Below are 16814 nucleotides of genomic sequence, written 5' to 3'. Positions count from 1 at the left end.
CTCAGCCCGCCTTTGCCATCTGCATCAGGGTAACGCGCTGCTGCAGCCGGCGCTGCGCCTGGTCGACGACGACGGCGACGATGATGACGAGGCCCTTGATCACCATCTGCCAGAACGAGCTCACGCCCATCATCACCAGCCCGTCCGAAAGGATGCCGATGACGAAGGCGCCGACGATGGTGCCGCCGATCGTGCCGCGGCCGCCCGACATCGAAGTGCCGCCAAGCACCGCCGCGGCGATGGCGTTGAGCTCAAAGCTCTCGCCCGTCGCCGGATGCGAGGCCATCAGCTCCGACGAGATGATCAGCCCGACGATTGCCGCGCAGAAGCCGGAGAACATGTAGACGAACATCTTGACCATATTAACGCGCACGCCCGAGATGCGCGCGGCGCGCTCATTGCCGCCGACGGCGAAGATGTGGCGGCCAAGCGGCGTGTAGCGGGCGAGATAGGCCGCCCCCAGCGCCACCACGATCAGGATCCAGATCGAGACCGGCAGGCCGAGCAGCCGGCCGGCACCCAGGAAGCCGAAGCCGGTGGTGCCGAGTTCCGGCTTGCCGACGAGATTGGGGAAAGTGCGGCCGTCGGAGGAAAGCAGCGCGAAGCCGCGCGCCACATAGAGCACGCCGAGCGTGGCGATGAAGGGCGCGACGTTGAGCCTGGTGATCAGCAGCCCGTTGACGGCGCCGATCAGCATGCCGACCGCGAGCGTGATCAAGGCGATCTCGACGACATTGAAATAGATGGTGTAGCCGATCTGCAGGTCGATGCCGTTGAGCACGAGGTAGCCGGCCACCATGCCGCACAGGCCGACGATCGAGCCAACCGAAAGGTCGATGCCGCCGGTGATGATGACGAAGGTCATGCCCATGGCGAGAAAGGCATTGAGCGCCACGTGCTTGGCCATCAGGATCAGATTGGCGGCCGACAGGAAGTTCGGCGCCGCGATCGAGAAGAACACCAGCACGGCGATCAGCGCAATGAAGGTTCTGAGCTTCATCAGCGTCAGCAGCGCCGAGCCGCTGGAGGCGGAGGAAGCGGCAGCCTTGGCCGGAATGTCAGTCATCAGCGTTGCTCCCCATGTGCGGCCGGTCCGTGGCCCAGCGCCGACGCGGCGACGATCGCCGCCTCCGTCGCTTCGGCGCGGTCGAACATGCCGGTCAATCTGCCATTGCTCATCACCGCGATGCGGTCGGACAGCGCCATCACCTCGTCGAGGTCCGAGGTGGCGAACAGGATGCCCAGCCCGTCGCGCGAAAGCTTGCGCATGGTGCGGAAGACATCGGCCTTGGCGCCGACATCGATGCCGCGGCTGGGCTCGTCCATCAGAAGCACTTTCGGTCCGGTGAGCAGCGCCTTGCCGATCACCACCTTCTGTTGGTTGCCGCCCGACAGCGACGAGACCTCCTGCGCCGGGTCGGCGACCTTGATTGCGAGTTCCCGCACCATCTGCATCACAGCCTGCCGCTCGGCACCGCCGCGGATGTGAAACAGGCGCACGAAGCGCGACAGGCTCGCCATCGTCAGGTTGCTGGCGACCGACAGGATCGACACCAGGCCCTCGCGCTGGCGGTCCTCTGGGATCAAGGCCAGCCCTCGCTGGATGCGGCGCGTCGTGTCGCGCTCCTTCACCTGCTTTCCGGCGATGAATATCCTGCCGCTGGCATGGCCGTGACGGCCCATGATGCAGTCGAACAGCTCGCTGCGCCCCGCACCCATCAGCCCGTATATGCCGAGAATCTCGCCGGCGCGCAGCGACAGCGAGACGTGGTCGACCGCCAGCCCGCCGGTGACGCGTGGCAGGCAGATCTCCTCGGCGCGGAAGATTTCCGCGCCCGGCACATGGCCGTCGGCCTTGGCGAAGTCCTTGGCGTCCGAGCCGATCATCTGCCGCACGATCCACTGCGTATCAACGTTTTTCATCTCCTCCTGGCCGGTGATGCGGCCGTCGCGCAGCACGGTGATGTAGTCGCCGATGCGAATCAGTTCCTCCAGCCGGTGCGAGATGTAGACGATGGCGACGCCGCGCGCCTTGAGGTCGGCGATCACCTTGAACAGGATCTCGACTTCGGCGGCGCTCAGCGCCGAGGTCGGCTCGTCCATGATGAGGATCTTGGCGTCGAGCGAAACCGCCTTGGCGATCTCGACCAGTTGCTGCTGGCCGATGCGCAGATCCTCGACCAGCATGTCTGGCCGGATGCCGGCTTCCAGCCGCTCCAGGAATTCACCGGCCCGGCGCTCCTGTTCCTTGCGGTCGATCTTGCGGAAGCGGTTGGTGATCTCGCGCGTGGCGAAGATATTCTCGGCGACCGAAAGGTTGCCGAACAGGTTCAGCTCCTGGAACACCATGCCGATGCCGCGGTCGACCGCATCTCCCGACGACGAGAAAGAGACCTCTTCGCCTTCGAGCAGGATGCGCCCTACGGTCGGCTGCTCGACGCCGGCGATGATCTTCATCAGCGTCGACTTGCCGGCGCCGTTTTCGCCGACCAGCACGTTGACCGCGCCCTTGCGCACTTCGAAATTCGCCTGCTTGACCGCGACCGTGCCGGCATAGACTTTCGAGACATCCTCCAGCTTGAGGATGACGTCATGGCCATTGGCCTGGCTCATGGCTTCGGCCCGATCTCGGCCTCAGACGGCGTCACCAGCGGCAGGTCCTGGCCGCCTTCGATCGTATAGGCGCCGAGCACCTTGGCGGTGCGGCCTTCCAGCGCCTCGCGCGGCAGCTTGGAGAGCACCGTCTTGGCCGCATGGGCGTTGAAAGCCTTGCCGAACTGGGCGAAGTCGATCTGGTTGGTGAAGTCGTTGAACTGGACGAAGTCGAGGCTGTCGCGCAGTGCCGTGCCGCGCATCGCCGGCCCGATCTGAACGCGCGCGTCCGCCTTGCCGTCACCGTCGGCGTCGACATCGATGGTGGCCGCGCGCGACTGCGTGTTTGCCGCGACGATCTTGCCCTCGACGCGCACGGCGAACGTCCATGGCGAATTCGCCTGCTTCTTCGGATTGCCGTATTTGGCGCCGGCCGCGGCCGGATCGGTCTTCGCCAGCGCATGGACCTCGGCGAACGGTCCAGCCTTCTGCTGCAGATAGGGAATGACTTTCGCCGCCCAGATGTCCTCGACCATCTTGTCAGGGTTGAAGGCGGAGGCATTGCCGTCGCCTTGCGCCGATGGCGTCGGAAGGATCTTGCAGGCGCTGAGCGCGATGCCGGCGGTCAGGGCAAGGATCGGCCAACTCGGCTTTTTCTGCATGGCGGTCGAGGCATCCTGGTGAAAAGGAGCGAGGGACGAACCTCGGTTCGCCCCCCGCTGTTCGCGTTGCGCCGGCTCAGTTCTTGAGCGCGAAGGTTTCCAGCTTGGCGGCATTGTCGCCATTGATGAGCACGCAGTCCATCAGCTGCTTTTCCTTCTCGGGCGACTTCTTGTTCTTGATGAAGTCGTTGGCCTGTTCGACCGCCATCTGCGCCTGGGCATAGGCCGGCTGCAGCACCGTCGCCTTGATGCCGCCCGAGGTGATGGAATCGCGCACGTCGTTCGATCCGTCGAAGCCAACGACGATGACGTCCTTGCGGCCGGCCGCGGCAAGCGCCGCATAGGCGCCCATCGCCATCGTGTCGTTGCCGGAGATGACGCCCTTGATGTCAGGATTGGCCTGCAGGATCGATTCCATCTTGGAATAGGCCTCGGTCTGGCTCCAATTGGCCGATTGCTGCGCGACCATCTTCAGGTCCGGATAGTCGTCGATGACGTCGTGATAGCCCTTGGAGCGGATGCCGGCATTGGTGTCGGATTCCTTGCCGACCAGCTCCACGAAATTCCCCTTCTCGCCCATCAGCTTGACGAATTCCTGCGCGCCGAGCTGGGCGCCCTGGTAGTTGTTGGAGACGATCTGAGCCACCGCGACGCCGGTGGCGTTGATCTCGCGGTCGATAAGGAAGGAGGGGACGCCGGCCTCCTTGGCCTTCTGCACGGCGGCGACGGTGGCGTCGGCACCGGCATTATCGAGGATGATCGCCTTCGCGCCTCGGCCGATCGCGGTGTCGATCAGTTCGGACTGCTTGTTGGCGTCGTCGTCATGCACCAGCACCAGCGCCTCGTAGCCCAATTCCTTGGCCTTGGCTTCGGCGCCGACGGCTTCCGCCTTGAAGAAGGGATTGTCGTGCGATGGGGTGATGATGGCGATGAGATCCGCCGCGTAGGCGGGCATCGCCGTGCCGAGTGCCAGCACGCCTGCGAAGGCGGCAAGCGTCATTCTACGTGTCAGTTTCATGAAGTCCTCCCGTTGAAACCCATGCCTCGATCGTTTCGAGGCCTCTATCTACGATTGAATTCGTCAGGCAGGGCCGGCAGCGCGCCGCCCGGATTTCAGAGCCGATCGCCGGCTGTCATCCGAACTGCTCCTCGCTCCGCTCCCGCCGTCCTCACTCGCATCAACTTCAAACTTCCAACGAAGCATGACCGATCCGAGTCCGGGAACAGCTAAAGCTAACTGGTATAATGAGTCAACCACTAATTCAGGTGATCTGTATCTAAGCGGCGGCCCACTCAGGTAATCCGCTGGATGCTGGCTGCGATCTCTTCCGGTTCGAAGACCCGCTTCCAGTCGTCGCGCATCAGCACCGGCTTGCCGAATTCGATGGCCTTGTTGCAGGCGTCGGAGAACACGCCTTTGGTTTCGCCGAAGATTACGGCGCCGAGCACATTCATGTGGCCGAGCAGGAAATCGAGGGCCGCCTGCTGGTCGACGCCCCGCGCCACGACCTCGTCGACAGCTTCCTTCATGACCACCAGCAGCGAGGCGCACACGGTCTCAGAAAGGCCGGGCTCGAGCAGCGCCATCTGCTCGACGGAAACGCGGTGCGAGCGCATCACCGGCGCCCAGATGATCTTGGCGATGGCCTCGCCCTTGGCGTAGTCCGCTTCCGGTCCCTGCATCAGTGCGCTGACCATGTGCTGCTTGGCCTTGACGCCGCCGAAATAATCCTTCTTGGCCGCCATGTCGGTTTCGTCATTGAAGATCGGCGGATGGCAGGGGTGGGTGACGAAGTAGGTCAGGTCGGGACGATCAGGCAAATGGCCGGCAAACGGCGCCGCGGCATCGAGAACGATCACCATCGTGCCCGGCGCAAGCTTGCTTTCGATGCTTGCCGCGACCTTGCCGATATGGGTGTCCGGAACCGCCAGGATCACCACCTCGGCGCCTTCCAGCGCCTCGTCGGCACTGACCGTATCGAAGCCCAGCCCGGTCTTCAGCCGCTCGCGCCCGGCGTCGCTGACCTCGACATGGCGGATCGTATAGGGCGAGCCGCGGAAATTGGTCGATAGGCGGTAACCCATTTTGCCGCCGGCACCGAACAGCGCGATCGTCGTCATCTAGCCTTGCTCCTAAACATTGAACGATGGTTTCGCCAATCGTCACCTTATATACTGGTATGATCACTCTACCATCTTGGCAAGAGAAATCATTCTCTGCTTTGTCACTGCGGCCTGATTGCCGCAGCGCCCGCCTTAGGTTTCGCCGTGCCGTCGCCGGCTGCGCTCTCGAGGGCGGCGGGGTCGATGGCGGCGCGCCGCGACAGCACCTGCCGGCCGGCCAGCGCCAGAACGAAAATGACCACGATGCCCTGGACGATGTCCTGCGCGCCGGGCGGCAGGCCGATGATCTGCATGGTCGTGACGATGAGGATCAAAAGGATGCTGGCGAACAATGTGCCGAGCGCCGTCGCGGAGCCGCCGAAGATCAGCGTCCCGCCCAGCACCACCGCGGCGATGGATTGCAGGAGATAGGGCTGGCCCATTTCAAGAAAGGCGCCGCCGATATAGGCGCCCAGCAGCAGCCCGTTGAGCGAGGCCAGCACCGAGGAGATGATGAAGGCCGAGGCGATGACCCGGTTGTTGCGGATCGCTGCTAGCCGCGCCGCCGCGCGGTTCTGGCCGACTGCCGAGAGCAGTTGTCCGTAAACGGTATAGCGTAGCACGAACGACGTTGCGGCGACGCCCAGGATGGCGATGACTGCCATGATCGGCACGCCCGCGACGCGGCCCGTCGCCAGCGTCTTCAACAGCGGACTGACGGCGAAGCCCGATATCGCGCGGTTCGACAGCAGCGTTGCGGTTGCCAGCACATAGCCCGTCGCCAGCGTGGCGATGATGGCCGGTATGTTCAGCCCGACGACGAGCAGCGCGTTGAGAGCGCCGACCGCAAGGCCGAGCAGGATCGCGGCGCCGACGCCGACGGCGAGGTTGGCGTCCTGGCCCTTGATGGTCAGCAGCGCCACGAAAGCGCTGAGCGTGATCACCGAGGCCACGGAAAGGTCGATATTGCCGCGCCCGGTGGTGACGACGAACATCTGGCCGATGCCGACGACCGTTAGGAACGAGGCCGACAGAACGATGCCCGACAGGCTGGAGAGGCTGAAGCGGTTGGTGACGATGGACAGCACCAGCCAGAGCAGCAGCACCCCGATCGCCGACCAGATCCAGCGGTTTTTCTGCGCCCAAGGGCTGAAGGCGGCAAGCGCGTTCATTGTTCGCTCCTGCGGTCCGCGGTCAGGCTGCGCAAGGTCAGCAGGGCGATGAGGATCAATCCCTGCGTCGCCGCATTGAAGTCGCTGCTCACGCTCAGCGTGCCGAGCAGGGCGCCGATCAACGCCAGCGTGACCGCGCCGGCGACGGCGCCGACCGGCGAGATGACGCCGCCCAACAGCGAACAGCCGCCCATCACCACGGCGGCGACGCTGAGCAGGGTGAATGAATTGCCGGAATTGATGTCGCTCGCCGTATTGATCGCCGTCAGCGACAGGCCGGCGGCGGCGGCGAACAGCCCGGCGACGAGGTAGCGCACCAGCGCGTAGCGCGTCGGCGACCAGCCGGAACGGATCATCGCGGTCGGATTGTTGCCGAAACCGCGCAGCACCACGCCGAGCGGCAGCCGGTCGATCACGAACACCACGATTGCCACCGCGGCGATGAGGATGATCGAGGTTGGCACGAAGCCGAGCGACCAGTTGAACATTGCCGACAGCCATTCGGGGCTGGCGCCGCCCGGCGTCGGCTGCAGCGCATAGCCTATCCCGACCCAGATGAAGGACGCGCCCAGCGTGACGACGATGGCCGGGATCTTGCGCGCCTGGATCAGGCCGCCGAGGCCGGCATAGGCGGCGATCGCCGCAGCCAGCGCCAGCGCGCCGAGCCACGGCTGGTCGTAGAGCAGCGTGGCGCTGAGCACGCTGACGAGCCCCGCGAACGCGCCGACGCCGAGGTCGATCTCGCTGCCGCCGACGATGAACATCTGCGCCGCGGTCACCAGTACCAGCGACAGCGCCGGCATCAGCAAGAGGTCGAGCCCGAAAATGGAGGCGACCGCCGGATTGGCCGAGATCATCACCGCCAGCACGGCGGCGAGGCCGATGAAGGGGGCAGCATTCACCAGCCTGCGGGCAAGCCCGGCGCCGGCAGCGCCGCTGCGTCCCGCACTGGCGGCTTTGTCCGTCTGCTGGGCAAAGGACGCTCCAACGACGGCTGATTCCGTGATCGCCTCGCCGGCCAGTTCCTTGACGATGCAGCCGCCTGAAAACACCAGCACGCGGTCGCAGGCCAGGAGTTCGGCATCTTCGGTCGTGTGCCAGATGAGCGTGCGCCCGCCTCGCGCAATGTCGTTGCAGAGGCGGTAGAAGTCCTGCTTGGTGGCGATGTCGACGCCGCGTGTCGGGTCGTCGAGCAGGACGATCGGCGTGTCGGCGACGAGCGCCCGGGCGACGAGCGCCTTCTGCTGGTTGCCGCCGCTGAGCTCCAATATGTTGGATCCGAAGCGGGTTTCGTCGAGCCGCAGCCGGCCGGCGGCATCCGCCGCTGCCGCGCGGTTGGCGCGGTCCGAGACCAGGCCCAGCGCCGGGCGGCGTGCCAGGGCGCCGATGCTGATGTTCCCAAGCACGCTCCACAAGGGGAACACGCCTTCCTTCTGGCGGTCGCCCGCGATGAAACCGGCTTCACCGTTCCTGGCGACGGCCGCATCCGTTCCGGAATCGGGCTTGAAGATTGCGTGCAGCAACTCCTTCTGGCCGCTGCCTTCGAGGCCTGCCAATCCGATGATTTCACCGCGGCCGATCTCGATGTCGCGGCCGAGTTCGGCCGTCAGGAACCCGGACAATCGCACCAGCGCTTCGCGGCTGCCGGTGGTGGCGGTACCATGCTGGTGGATCGAGTTGGCGTCGCCCCCCATGAGCTGCACCAGCCTGCCGATCGACGTCTCGGCCACATCGCCGCGCCAGGCGGTGCGTCCATTGCGCAGCACGACCACCTGGGTGGCGATGTCGATGATTTCCTGAAGCTTGTGGCTGATGAAGATGAAGGCGAGGCCGGATTTGGCCCGCTCGCGGATGAAGGCCCGCAACTGTCTCGAGCGATCGAGATCGAGCGAGGAGGTCGGTTCGTCAAGAACGATCAGCTTGACACCGGGGGTCGCGGCGGCGCGCGCAATCTCGACCATTTGCCGTTCGGCGATGGAGAGGTGGCCGACTTCGGCATTCACATCGATGCCGTTTGCGGGGAAGACGGCGTCCAGCGCCGAGCGGGCGCGCGCCCTGTAGAGTGCCCGCCAGCCCGGCCGGTTGGCGGCATCCGCCGGAATTTCCAGGAAGAAGTTTTCGGCCACAGAGAGGTTGGCGCACAGCGACAATTCCTGGTGCACCATGCGGATGCCGCGGCGCTGTGCTTCCGCCGTGTCGTAGCCGGCGAAGCCGATATTCTGGCCGGCAAACGAAATCGAGCCCAGGGTCGGCCACATCGCCCCGCACAGGATGCGCATCAGCGTCGATTTGCCGGCGCCGTTGCCGCCGACCAGCCCGATGATCTCGCCGGTGGAGACGGCGAGGTCGATCTCTGCATTCGCCAGCGTCGGTCCGAAGCTCTTGGTGATCCCGGAAAGCGAAACAACGCTCTGCCGGGTCGGATCGGCGAGCACCGCGGCGGCTGCGCCTTCCGGGGCTACGGCGAGATGGGACATTCGTCCTCCGTTTCTTCACGGGCAGGGACCGGGCGCGGCCGTTCCGCGGCGCCCGGTCCCTGGCATTGCCAACCTTACTTGCTCAGCAGGTTCTGCTTGACCCAGTCGAGCGAATAGCTGGGGCTGATGATCTGGCCGCCAGGCAGCTTTGCATATTCCTTGAGGTTGCCGGCATCGACGGTGGCCACCGGCATGATCATCATCTTGGGTGCCTTGGCGCCCTTGAGCAGCGACAGGCCGAGCCAGAACGCGGCGCCGCCAATACCGGGCGTGGTGTTCATCGAGACCGTCTGGTAGCCGTTCTTGGCGTTCTCCTCGGCCCACCATTTGACGAAGTCGGTGCCGCCGCCGCCTTCGATGATCGGCATCTTGCCGGCATAGTCGCCGCCATACTGGACGAACGCCTGGGCGATGCCGACATCGTCGCTGCCGCCTTGTGCGAGCACGGCGTCGACATGCGGCAGGGAGGGCAGCACGTTGGCGATGGCCGCCTGTGCGACCGACGCGGTCGCCTGGCCATAGACCGTGGCGACAACCTTGATATCGGGATATTTGGCCAGCACCGACTGTTGCGCGTTGAACATGTCGTTGTCGGGCGCCGAACCCTTGACGCCGCGCACCTGGATGACGTTGCCCTTGCCGCCGATCATCTTGAAGACGGCCTCGGCCTGGGCTGCCTTGTAGCCCTTGAAGTCGAAGTTGAGCTGGTAGTTGCAGGGCGCCGAGGCGACCGAATCGAACGAAACGACGATGATGCCGGCCTTGCAGGCTTTTTCGATGATCCCGTTGACCGCGGTTTCCGACGCGGCATCGACGGCGAGCACGTCGACCTTCTTGAGGATCAGCTCGGCGATCTGGCTGTTCTGCTGCGCCACCGAGCCGTCGCCGTTCATGACGATGTAGTCGGCAATCTGGCCGGCCGCCTTGGCTTCCTTGGCCGAGGCTTCGAAAGCCTCCACCATCTGGTGCCGCCAGGTGTTGCCGTAATAGGCGTTGGCGAGCGCGATCACCGGCGCATCCGGTGACGCCATTGCCGGCACAGCCGAGACGCTGACCAGCGCGGCGCCGGCAAGCGCCGCCACGGTTGAAAACTTCATGATATTTTCCTCCCAAAAAACACCGGCCGATACGTCGGCCTTCTGCCATTCCGTTACGACGTCCTCCGAAAGACGCCATACCAGCTACATGTTATACCAGCATACCAAATAGGCAAGCGGGCACCGGAACCTCGATTGCCGAAACCTCCTTCGATTTAAGGACGAGACGAAGCTCGGCCGTCAGCTTCGTTCTTCCTTGGCCAAACGGAGCCGGCCTGCTCCAGCAACTGGTGACCAGTCCAAAGTCGGCCGTAGACGGACGTTAGGTCATCATATATGTAATGTCAATCGATGGCGCGACCCTTGTCTGCCGACGCGACTCGGGATCGATTGTTCCGCGAACACCCCAGGGAGGGACAGATGGAGCCGGTCCAGAAAAAGAAATTGTATGTGGAGGTGCTTGACCGGCTGATGGCGGCAATCTCGACGTCCGAATTCCCGCCCGGCTCTCAATTGCCGTCGGAAAAGGAACTAATGACGATGATCGGCGTCGGCCGGCCCTCGATCAGGGAAGCGATGCTGTCGCTGCAGCAGATGGGACTTATCAGGATCTCGCACGGAGAACGTGCCCGCGTCATCAATCCGACGCCTGATGTCATCGTCGATCAGGTCTCCGCGGCGATGGTCATGATGCTGGCGACGAACTCTCGCGGGCTCGAAGAACTCAAGGAAGTCAGGCTCTTGCTGGAAACCGGCCTGGTTCGGATAGCCACGCGGCGCGCCACGGCCAAGAGTCTGGAACGCCTCGCGGAGACCTTGCGTCATTTGCGCGAGGCAAAGGGCGACCAGGCCCGGTTCGTGGCGGCCGACATGGAGTTCCACGCCGTCATTGCGGAGATGAGCGGCAATTCGATGATAGCGGCGGTGGCGAAGGGAATGCTCGAATGGCTGTCCCGTTTCAAGCGGGATCTGGTGGCGATGAAAGGCGCCGAGCGGCTGACGGTCGAGGAGCATGAGCGGATCTACAAGGCAATCGCCGGCGGCGATCCGGAAGGCGCGAGCGCGGCAATGGCCGACCACATTGGCCGCGCCAACGAGCTCTATTCGAAACTGGCCGGCGGTGGAGCCGGCTGAGCGGCCGCCGAAATTTTTTTGCCCGAGAAAACTCATATGATGACATGATTTCTTTTTGGTGCTAACGGTCACTCCGTGAACGTCATTCCAGTCGGGAAGCCTGCATTGTCCGGTCGCCTCCGCGCCACCTATCTGATCGAAACCCGCTACCCGCTGGAGGTTGCCGCGGCTGCGATGGCGGGCGAACAATCAAGCGGGACTTTCCGCGCCATACCCGGAGAAACGCCGGAGCTGCTGCGCAGGTTCGGAGCCCGCGTCGAATTCATCAGCGATGTTGCCGAGGTCGACAGCGAGGCGTTGCCGTTCTCGCGCTCGCCAAAAAATGCGACCGTGAGGCCGCACCGGGCCAAGGTGGGCCTTTCCTGGAACATCGAGAATACGGGGACAGTGCTGGCTTCGGTCTGGTCGACGGTTCTCGGCAATCTATTCGAGCTGCATCATTTCTCGGCCATGCGTCTCCTCGACGTTACCTTTCCCGATGCCTTCGCGGATGCCTACCCAGGGCCGGCCTTCGCCGTCGAGGGAACGCGTCGCCTGACCGGCGTCGACGGGCGTCCGCTGATCGGCACCATCGTCAAGCCGAGCGTTGGTCTTACCCCGCAGGAGACGGCGGCCCTGGCCGACACGCTGATTGCCGCGGGGCTTGATTTCATCAAGGACGACGAATTGATGGGGGACCCTCCGCATTCGCCGTTCGAACACCGGTTCGAAGCGGTCATGGCGGTGATAGACAGGCACGCCGACAGGACCGGGCGCAAGGTCATGTATGCGGCCAACATTTCCGGGGACATCGACGCCATGCGTCGCCAGCTGGATCTGATCGAGCGCCGTGGCGGGACCTGCGCCATGCTGGTCCTGAATTCTGTCGGCCTGTCCGCCGTCATCGAGATGCGCCGCCACTCCGCCGTTGCGCTGCACGGCCATCGGGCCGGATGGGGCCTCTTCAGCCGCTCTCCCGATCTCGGCATGAGCTATCTCGCCTATCAGAAATTCTGGCGCCTGGCGGGCATCGACCACATGCACGTCAACGGGTTGTCCAACAAGTTCTGCGAGCCGGACGAATCGGTGATGGCGTCGGCCCATGGCTGTCTCACCCCGATGTTCGAGCGGGCTGGCCGTCCCGATACGGTCATGCCGGTGTTTTCGTCTGGACAGACCGCTGTGCAGGCAGCCGAGACCTATACGAGGCTCGGCTCGGACGATTTCATCTATTGCTGCGGCGGCGGGATCATGGCGCATCCAGGCGGGCCGGCCGCCGGCGTTCGAAGCCTGCATGATGCTTTCGAAGCCGCGGCGGCAGGGATTCCCGCACGCGACTATGCCGCCACGCATCCGGAGCTCGAAGCCGCGCTGCAAGCGTTCGGCTGAATCTGCGCCATCGGCGCGCCATCAAGGCAAATGGGAGAGAAAGCAAATGACGACATCCGTGGCGGTGCTTGGGGCCGGAGGGAAGATGGGCTTCCGCGTGACACGCAAGTTGATCGAAGCGGGCTACGATGTCCGCGCCGTGGAGATCGGCGAGGCCGGCCGCAAGCGGCTGGGAGAGGCCGATATCGGCGCCGTCGCCATGGACGAGGGCATTCCCGGCGCCAAGGTGGTGGTAATGGCCCTGCCGGACAATGTCATCGGCCAGGTGGCGCGGCAGATCTCGCCGATGCTTGCCGCGGGCACCATGATCCTCATTCTGGATGCGGCAGCGCCCTATGCCGGCGACTTGCCCGGCGATCGGCCGGATCTCACCTATTTTGTCGGCCATCCCTGCCACCCCCCGCTGTTCGGCGACGAGACGGAATGGGCCGCGCGTCGCGATTACCATGGCGGCATCGCCAGGCAATCGATCGTCTGTGCCCTGATGCAAGGTCCGGAAGAGCACTATGCGCTTGGCGAGGAAGTGTGCAGGGCCATGTGGTCGCCGATCATCGACAGCCATCGCGTCACGGTCGAACAACTGGCGATCCTGGAGCCGGGCCTGTCCGAAATGGTGGCCATGCCCTTCGTCGACACCATGGTCGAGGCTGTCGAGGAGTGCGAACGCAAATATGGCATTCCCAGGAAGGCGGCGCTGGACTTCCTGATAGGTCATCTGAACGTCGAGATCGCCATGTGGTTCGGCTTCTCTCCGAAAGTGCCGTCCGATGCGGCGCTGCGCCTGATGCGATTCGCCAAGGGCGTCGTGGTCCGGGACGACTGGCGCGAAGCGCTCACACCGGCCAAGGTGAAGGAAGCTTCGGAATTGATCGTCTACGGCAAGGGAGCCTGAGCCCTGCCTTCGCCGGCCCGGATCATATCGGTATCGACCGCGCTCTTCGATGGCTATTCCATGGAATTGGCCATCGAGGAGATTGCGGCGGCCGGCGCCCTCCATGTCGAGCCGGCCTTCATTCGCGGCTATGTCGATTTCGATGAAGGCATGTTTGCGGCTGCGCACGCCGCGAAGCTGCGCCAGGCAGCGGAACATGCCGGGCTCGGGATCAATGCCGTGTCGGCTCATCTCGACCTGTCGGGGGCCGATGCCCCCGACGCCTTGTCCCGGCGCATCGGCTTTGCCGCCGGTCTTGGTGCGTCCTTCCTGATTACCAATGCCGGCCCGGCGAGAAACAGCGCGGCGATCCGCAAAACGATTGACGCCCTCCTGCCGAGGCTGGAGGAAGTCGGCATCGTGCTGGCGCTCGAGAATCCCGGACATGGCCAAGGCGATCTGCTCGGCAGTGCCCGGATGGGGGCAAGCTTCATTCGGGACATCGCATCGCGACACGTGCGCCTGAACCACGACGCCGGAAATGTCTTTACCTACAGCAACGAGACGGTGCAGCCGGCGCCAGATATCGCTGATGCCATCGAGGCGATTGGGCATGCCCATCTGAAGGATGTCGCGAGCACCGGCGAGGGATGGGCGTTTTGCGCCATCGGCGACGGCTCGATCGGCTACGGACCGTACTGGGCAGCGCTTCCCGCGACGCTGCCGGTCAGCATCGAACTGCCATTGCGGCTGCAGCGCCCCCAGCGCCGTGATCCCCAACGGCGGAGCGCGCCGGTGGATATCGCCACCATTCGGAGCGCGCTGCGGCGTTCACTGGATTTCGTCAATTCGCTGGAGATCGCAAAGAGCAGCACCTTCTGAACAGCGAAAGGTGGTTCCTTGCCTTTGCGAGAGCCGGCTATCCACGCTCCGGGAACATCGCCTTCAGCCCTTCACGCGAGGCCTTGGCGACGCCGCGTTCGGTGATCAGGCCGGTGACCAGCCGCGCCGGCGTCACGTCGAAGGCGGGGTTTGCCGCGGGCGTCGCTTCCGGCGAGACGCGCACCTGGGCGATCTCGCCGCTCGCGGTCTTGCCCCACACCAGCGAAACCTCGTCGCCGGAGCGTTCCTCGATCGGGATTTCGGCAAGCCCGTCGCCCACCGTCCAGTCGATGGTCGGCGAAGGCAGCGCGACATAGAACGGCACGTCGTTGTCTGCGGCGGCGAGTGCCTTCAAATAGGTGCCGATCTTGTTGCAGACGTCGCCGTCGGCCGTCGTGCGGTCGGTGCCGACGATGACCATGTCGATTGCGCCGCGCTGCATCAGATGGCCGCCGGCATTGTCGACGATCAGCGTATGCGGCACGCCGTGGCCGGCCATCTCCCAGGCCGTCAACTGGGCGCCCTGGTTGCGCGGCCGCGTCTCGTCGACATAGACATGGACCGGAATGCCGGCCTCCGTTGCCAGGTAGATCGGCGCGGTGGCCGTGCCGTAGTCGACGGTAGCCAGCCAGCCGGCGTTGCAATGGGTCAGGATGTTGACGGTTTCGCCCGGCTTTTTGCGCGCCGCGATGTCCTTGATGATGGCGAGACCGTTCTCGCCGATGGCGCGATTGAGCCCGACATCCTCGTTGGCGATCTCGCTGGCGCGACGATAGGCGGCTGCGGCGCGTTGTTCCGTCGGCAGCGGCCGCAGGAACCGCCGCATCTCATCCAGCGCCCAGCGCAGATTGATCGCCGTCGGACGCGTCTCGTGGAGCGTCTCCCAGACGGCATCGAGCGCGGCATCCGCCGGATCGTCCGCCATCTGCATGGCAACGCCATAGGCAGCGGTGACACCGATCAGCGGCGCGCCGCGCACCCACATGTCGCGGATGGCGGTGGCGATGCCATTAACGGTGTCGACCTTCACGATACGGAAGTCATGCGGCAGCCAGCGCTGGTCAATGATCTCCACCGAGCGCCCATCGTCGCTCAGCCAGATGGTGCGATAGTGGCGCTCGCCGACGTTCAAATGCGGTTCTCCTGTTCGATCAGCGCGGCCAGGTTGTTGACCTCGTCGATGCTGTGAATATGACGCCTGTTGACGGCGATGTGGCGGCCGAACTTCAGCGCCCTCGCTTCACATGTGGCGCGCAGGTCTTCGTCGGCAATGGTTTCGAAATCGGCATTGTGGGCGAGGCCGAGGATGCGCCGGTGCACCTCGATGCCGGCAAAGCCGAGGAGGTCGTCCCATATCTGGTGCAGCACATGGTCGAGCGCCTGTTCTGCGCCCAGCCTGTCGCCCTGATCCTCGAACAGGCTCTTTTGATAAAGCATGCCGTTGCGCTCCGTGCGCCACAGATGCGAGAATTCGGTGCGGAACACCGACCACGTCTGCGCCGTGACATCGAGCAGATAAGCGCGCATGGCGTCGCGCTTGCCGCTCTGCTCATGACCCCGCTGCGAGAAGAAGGCCATCCAGAAATTGGCGAGCAACATGCCGACGTCGAACGCCATCGGCCCGTAGAAGGCGAATTCAGGGTCGATCATCCTGGTCTCTGTATCCGTGACCATGATCGAGCCGGAATGCAGGTCGCCATGCAGCAATGTCTCTGCATTGGCGGCGAAAAGATGCTTCAGGCGCTGCGCTTCCACCTTGAGGTCGCGGTCGGCGCGCAACTCGGCGACCAGGGCGTCGAGTTGCGGCGAAGTGTGCCGGTTCATCTTGGCGTCGAAATAGGGGTCGGAGAACACCAGGTTCTCGGTGATGTCGCACAGCTCGACATTGTCGGCGAACAGCGCCAGATCCGCCTTGCGTTCCTTGGTCACCATCGAGAAGTCGGAGCCGCGGAACAGGGTGCGGGCCATGAACAGCCCGATATCCCTGGCGATGTTCGGCAATTGCCGGCCCTCGATCAGCGCCCGCCGCAAAATGATGTGCGGCGACAGATACTCCATGATGATCAGCGCCTGGGTCTCGTCGAAATGGTAGATGGCCGGCACCGAGCCCGGCGCGCGCGCCTCCTGCCGCGTCAGCGCGTGATATTCGAAGAAGGAACGCTTCAGCGGCAGCGGCCAGCTGTCGCCGACCAGCCGGACATAGGGCAGGGCCTGCTTGACGACAGCCGCGCCCTTGTCGCCCTCGACGATGAAGACGAGATTCAGATTGCCATCGCCGACCTCGCGCACCTTCCAGCGGCTGGTGTCCTCGCCGATGCGCTGGGTGAGCGCCTCGTTGCTGCCGAGCCGCGTGGCGAGCGTCTCCACCGACAGTGCTTCGAACGGCGTCTTCCCGGTCATCCTCACCTCTCCTGCTCGTCCCCTATAGTAGCGGAGCCACGGCGGCGGGGCCAAGCTAGGTAGCGCTCTGGCAATTGTCAATCGTGTTGACAATTGCCGACGTAGCCCATAGCGTC

The 16814-nt window shown here is 64.4% G+C and carries 14 protein-coding genes; 4 read left to right on the top strand and 10 right to left on the bottom strand.

Annotated elements, in window-relative coordinates:
* Position 1: 1 nt before the first annotated feature.
* The 8 genes from FJ426_RS27560 to FJ426_RS27525 all read right to left on the bottom strand — a co-directional run bounded on the left by FJ426_RS27560 (position 2) and on the right by FJ426_RS27525 (position 10103).
* Entirely contained in the window at positions 2-1066 is a 1065-nt protein-coding gene (locus FJ426_RS27560; protein ID WP_140497803.1) for an ABC transporter permease, read from the bottom strand.
* On the bottom strand, positions 1066-2613 hold the full coding sequence (locus FJ426_RS27555; protein WP_140559313.1) for a sugar ABC transporter ATP-binding protein: 1548 nt from the start codon (positions 2611-2613) through the stop codon (positions 1066-1068). Before FJ426_RS27555 ends, FJ426_RS27560 begins: the two co-directional genes overlap by 1 nt.
* The gene (locus tag FJ426_RS27550; protein WP_140559314.1) at positions 2610-3254 is read right to left on the bottom strand and encodes a DUF2291 family protein; all 645 of its coding nucleotides are present in this window, start codon (positions 3252-3254) and stop codon (positions 2610-2612) included. Before FJ426_RS27550 ends, FJ426_RS27555 begins: the two co-directional genes overlap by 4 nt.
* A 76-nt stretch (positions 3255-3330) precedes the next feature.
* Positions 3331-4272, bottom strand: coding sequence for a D-ribose ABC transporter substrate-binding protein (locus tag FJ426_RS27545; RefSeq protein WP_140559315.1), 942 nt, complete (start codon positions 4270-4272; stop codon positions 3331-3333).
* Between the two features lie 275 nt (positions 4273-4547).
* A complete protein-coding gene (locus tag FJ426_RS27540) occupies positions 4548-5375 on the bottom strand; it encodes a phosphogluconate dehydrogenase C-terminal domain-containing protein (RefSeq protein ID WP_140497811.1) in 828 nt (275 codons plus the stop codon).
* A 104-nt stretch (positions 5376-5479) separates the two neighbouring features.
* Positions 5480-6529 carry an ABC transporter permease gene (locus FJ426_RS27535; RefSeq protein WP_140514656.1) on the bottom strand — a complete coding sequence of 350 codons (1050 nt, stop codon included), beginning with the start codon at positions 6527-6529 and terminating at the stop codon, positions 5480-5482.
* Entirely contained in the window at positions 6526-9006 is a 2481-nt protein-coding gene (locus FJ426_RS27530) for an ATP-binding cassette domain-containing protein (RefSeq protein ID WP_140514658.1), read from the bottom strand. The genes FJ426_RS27535 and FJ426_RS27530 overlap by 4 nt, the downstream gene beginning before the upstream one ends.
* Positions 9007-9080: 74 nt before the next feature.
* A complete protein-coding gene (locus tag FJ426_RS27525) occupies positions 9081-10103 on the bottom strand; it encodes an ABC transporter substrate-binding protein (protein WP_140520883.1) in 1023 nt (340 codons plus the stop codon).
* Positions 10104-10463: 360 nt separating this feature from the next.
* Here FJ426_RS27525 and nanR point away from each other — a divergent pair, with 360 nt between their 5' ends.
* The 4 genes from nanR (at position 10464) to FJ426_RS27505 (ending at position 14298) form a co-directional block, all read left to right on the top strand.
* The gene (gene nanR / locus FJ426_RS27520; protein ID WP_140497819.1) at positions 10464-11177 is read left to right on the top strand and encodes a transcriptional regulator NanR; all 714 of its coding nucleotides are present in this window, start codon (positions 10464-10466) and stop codon (positions 11175-11177) included.
* Positions 11178-11282: 105 nt separating this feature from the next.
* The gene (locus FJ426_RS27515) at positions 11283-12545 is read left to right on the top strand and encodes a ribulose-bisphosphate carboxylase large subunit family protein (RefSeq protein WP_181172717.1); all 1263 of its coding nucleotides are present in this window, start codon (positions 11283-11285) and stop codon (positions 12543-12545) included.
* A gap of 46 nt (positions 12546-12591) precedes the next feature.
* On the top strand, positions 12592-13437 hold the full coding sequence (locus FJ426_RS27510; RefSeq protein WP_140559318.1) for a phosphogluconate dehydrogenase C-terminal domain-containing protein: 846 nt from the start codon (positions 12592-12594) through the stop codon (positions 13435-13437).
* Between the two features lie 60 nt (positions 13438-13497).
* Positions 13498-14298: a sugar phosphate isomerase/epimerase gene (locus FJ426_RS27505; RefSeq protein WP_181172718.1), complete on the top strand. Its 801-nt coding sequence runs from the start codon at positions 13498-13500 to the stop codon at positions 14296-14298.
* 37 nt (positions 14299-14335) lie between these two features.
* On the opposite strand, the gene mtnA is transcribed toward FJ426_RS27505, so the two are convergent.
* Together mtnA and mtnK are read right to left on the bottom strand one after the other, a co-directional pair.
* Complete coding sequence (gene mtnA, locus FJ426_RS27500) at positions 14336-15430, bottom strand: S-methyl-5-thioribose-1-phosphate isomerase (protein WP_140559320.1); 1095 nt, start codon at positions 15428-15430, stop codon at positions 14336-14338.
* Positions 15427-16698 carry an S-methyl-5-thioribose kinase gene (gene mtnK / locus FJ426_RS27495; protein ID WP_140559321.1) on the bottom strand — a complete coding sequence of 424 codons (1272 nt, stop codon included), beginning with the start codon at positions 16696-16698 and terminating at the stop codon, positions 15427-15429. The genes mtnA and mtnK overlap by 4 nt, the downstream gene beginning before the upstream one ends.
* Positions 16699-16814 lie beyond the last annotated feature (116 nt).

The sequence above is a fragment of the Mesorhizobium sp. B2-6-4 genome (genome assembly GCF_006441495.1).
Classification (GTDB): domain Bacteria; phylum Pseudomonadota; class Alphaproteobacteria; order Rhizobiales; family Rhizobiaceae; genus Mesorhizobium.
The sequence above is the reverse complement of the archived record's forward strand: the minus strand, read 5'-3'. Positions and strand labels throughout refer to the sequence as shown.

Bases quoted from the DNA above. Each gene is read 5' to 3' on its own strand.
- FJ426_RS27540 (WP_140497811.1), bottom strand. From the start codon at position 5,375: ATGACGACGATCGCGCTGTTCGGTGCCGGCGGCAAAATGGGTTACCGC.
- FJ426_RS27505 (WP_181172718.1), top strand. From the start codon at position 13,498: ATGGAATTGGCCATCGAGGAGATTGCGGCGGCCGGCGCCCTCCATGTC.
- FJ426_RS27510 (WP_140559318.1), top strand. From the start codon at position 12,592: ATGACGACATCCGTGGCGGTGCTTGGGGCCGGAGGGAAGATGGGCTTC.
- nanR (WP_140497819.1), top strand. From the start codon at position 10,464: ATGGAGCCGGTCCAGAAAAAGAAATTGTATGTGGAGGTGCTTGACCGG.
- FJ426_RS27550 (WP_140559314.1), bottom strand. From the start codon at position 3,254: ATGCAGAAAAAGCCGAGTTGGCCGATCCTTGCCCTGACCGCCGGCATC.
- FJ426_RS27535 (WP_140514656.1), bottom strand. From the start codon at position 6,529: ATGAACGCGCTTGCCGCCTTCAGCCCTTGGGCGCAGAAAAACCGCTGG.
- FJ426_RS27555 (WP_140559313.1), bottom strand. From the start codon at position 2,613: ATGAGCCAGGCCAATGGCCATGACGTCATCCTCAAGCTGGAGGATGTC.
- FJ426_RS27530 (WP_140514658.1), bottom strand. From the start codon at position 9,006: ATGTCCCATCTCGCCGTAGCCCCGGAAGGCGCAGCCGCCGCGGTGCTC.
- mtnK (WP_140559321.1), bottom strand. From the start codon at position 16,698: ATGACCGGGAAGACGCCGTTCGAAGCACTGTCGGTGGAGACGCTCGCC.
- FJ426_RS27525 (WP_140520883.1), bottom strand. From the start codon at position 10,103: ATGAAGTTTTCAACCGTGGCGGCGCTTGCCGGCGCCGCGCTGGTCAGC.
- FJ426_RS27560 (WP_140497803.1), bottom strand. From the start codon at position 1,066: ATGACTGACATTCCGGCCAAGGCTGCCGCTTCCTCCGCCTCCAGCGGC.
- FJ426_RS27545 (WP_140559315.1), bottom strand. From the start codon at position 4,272: ATGAAACTGACACGTAGAATGACGCTTGCCGCCTTCGCAGGCGTGCTG.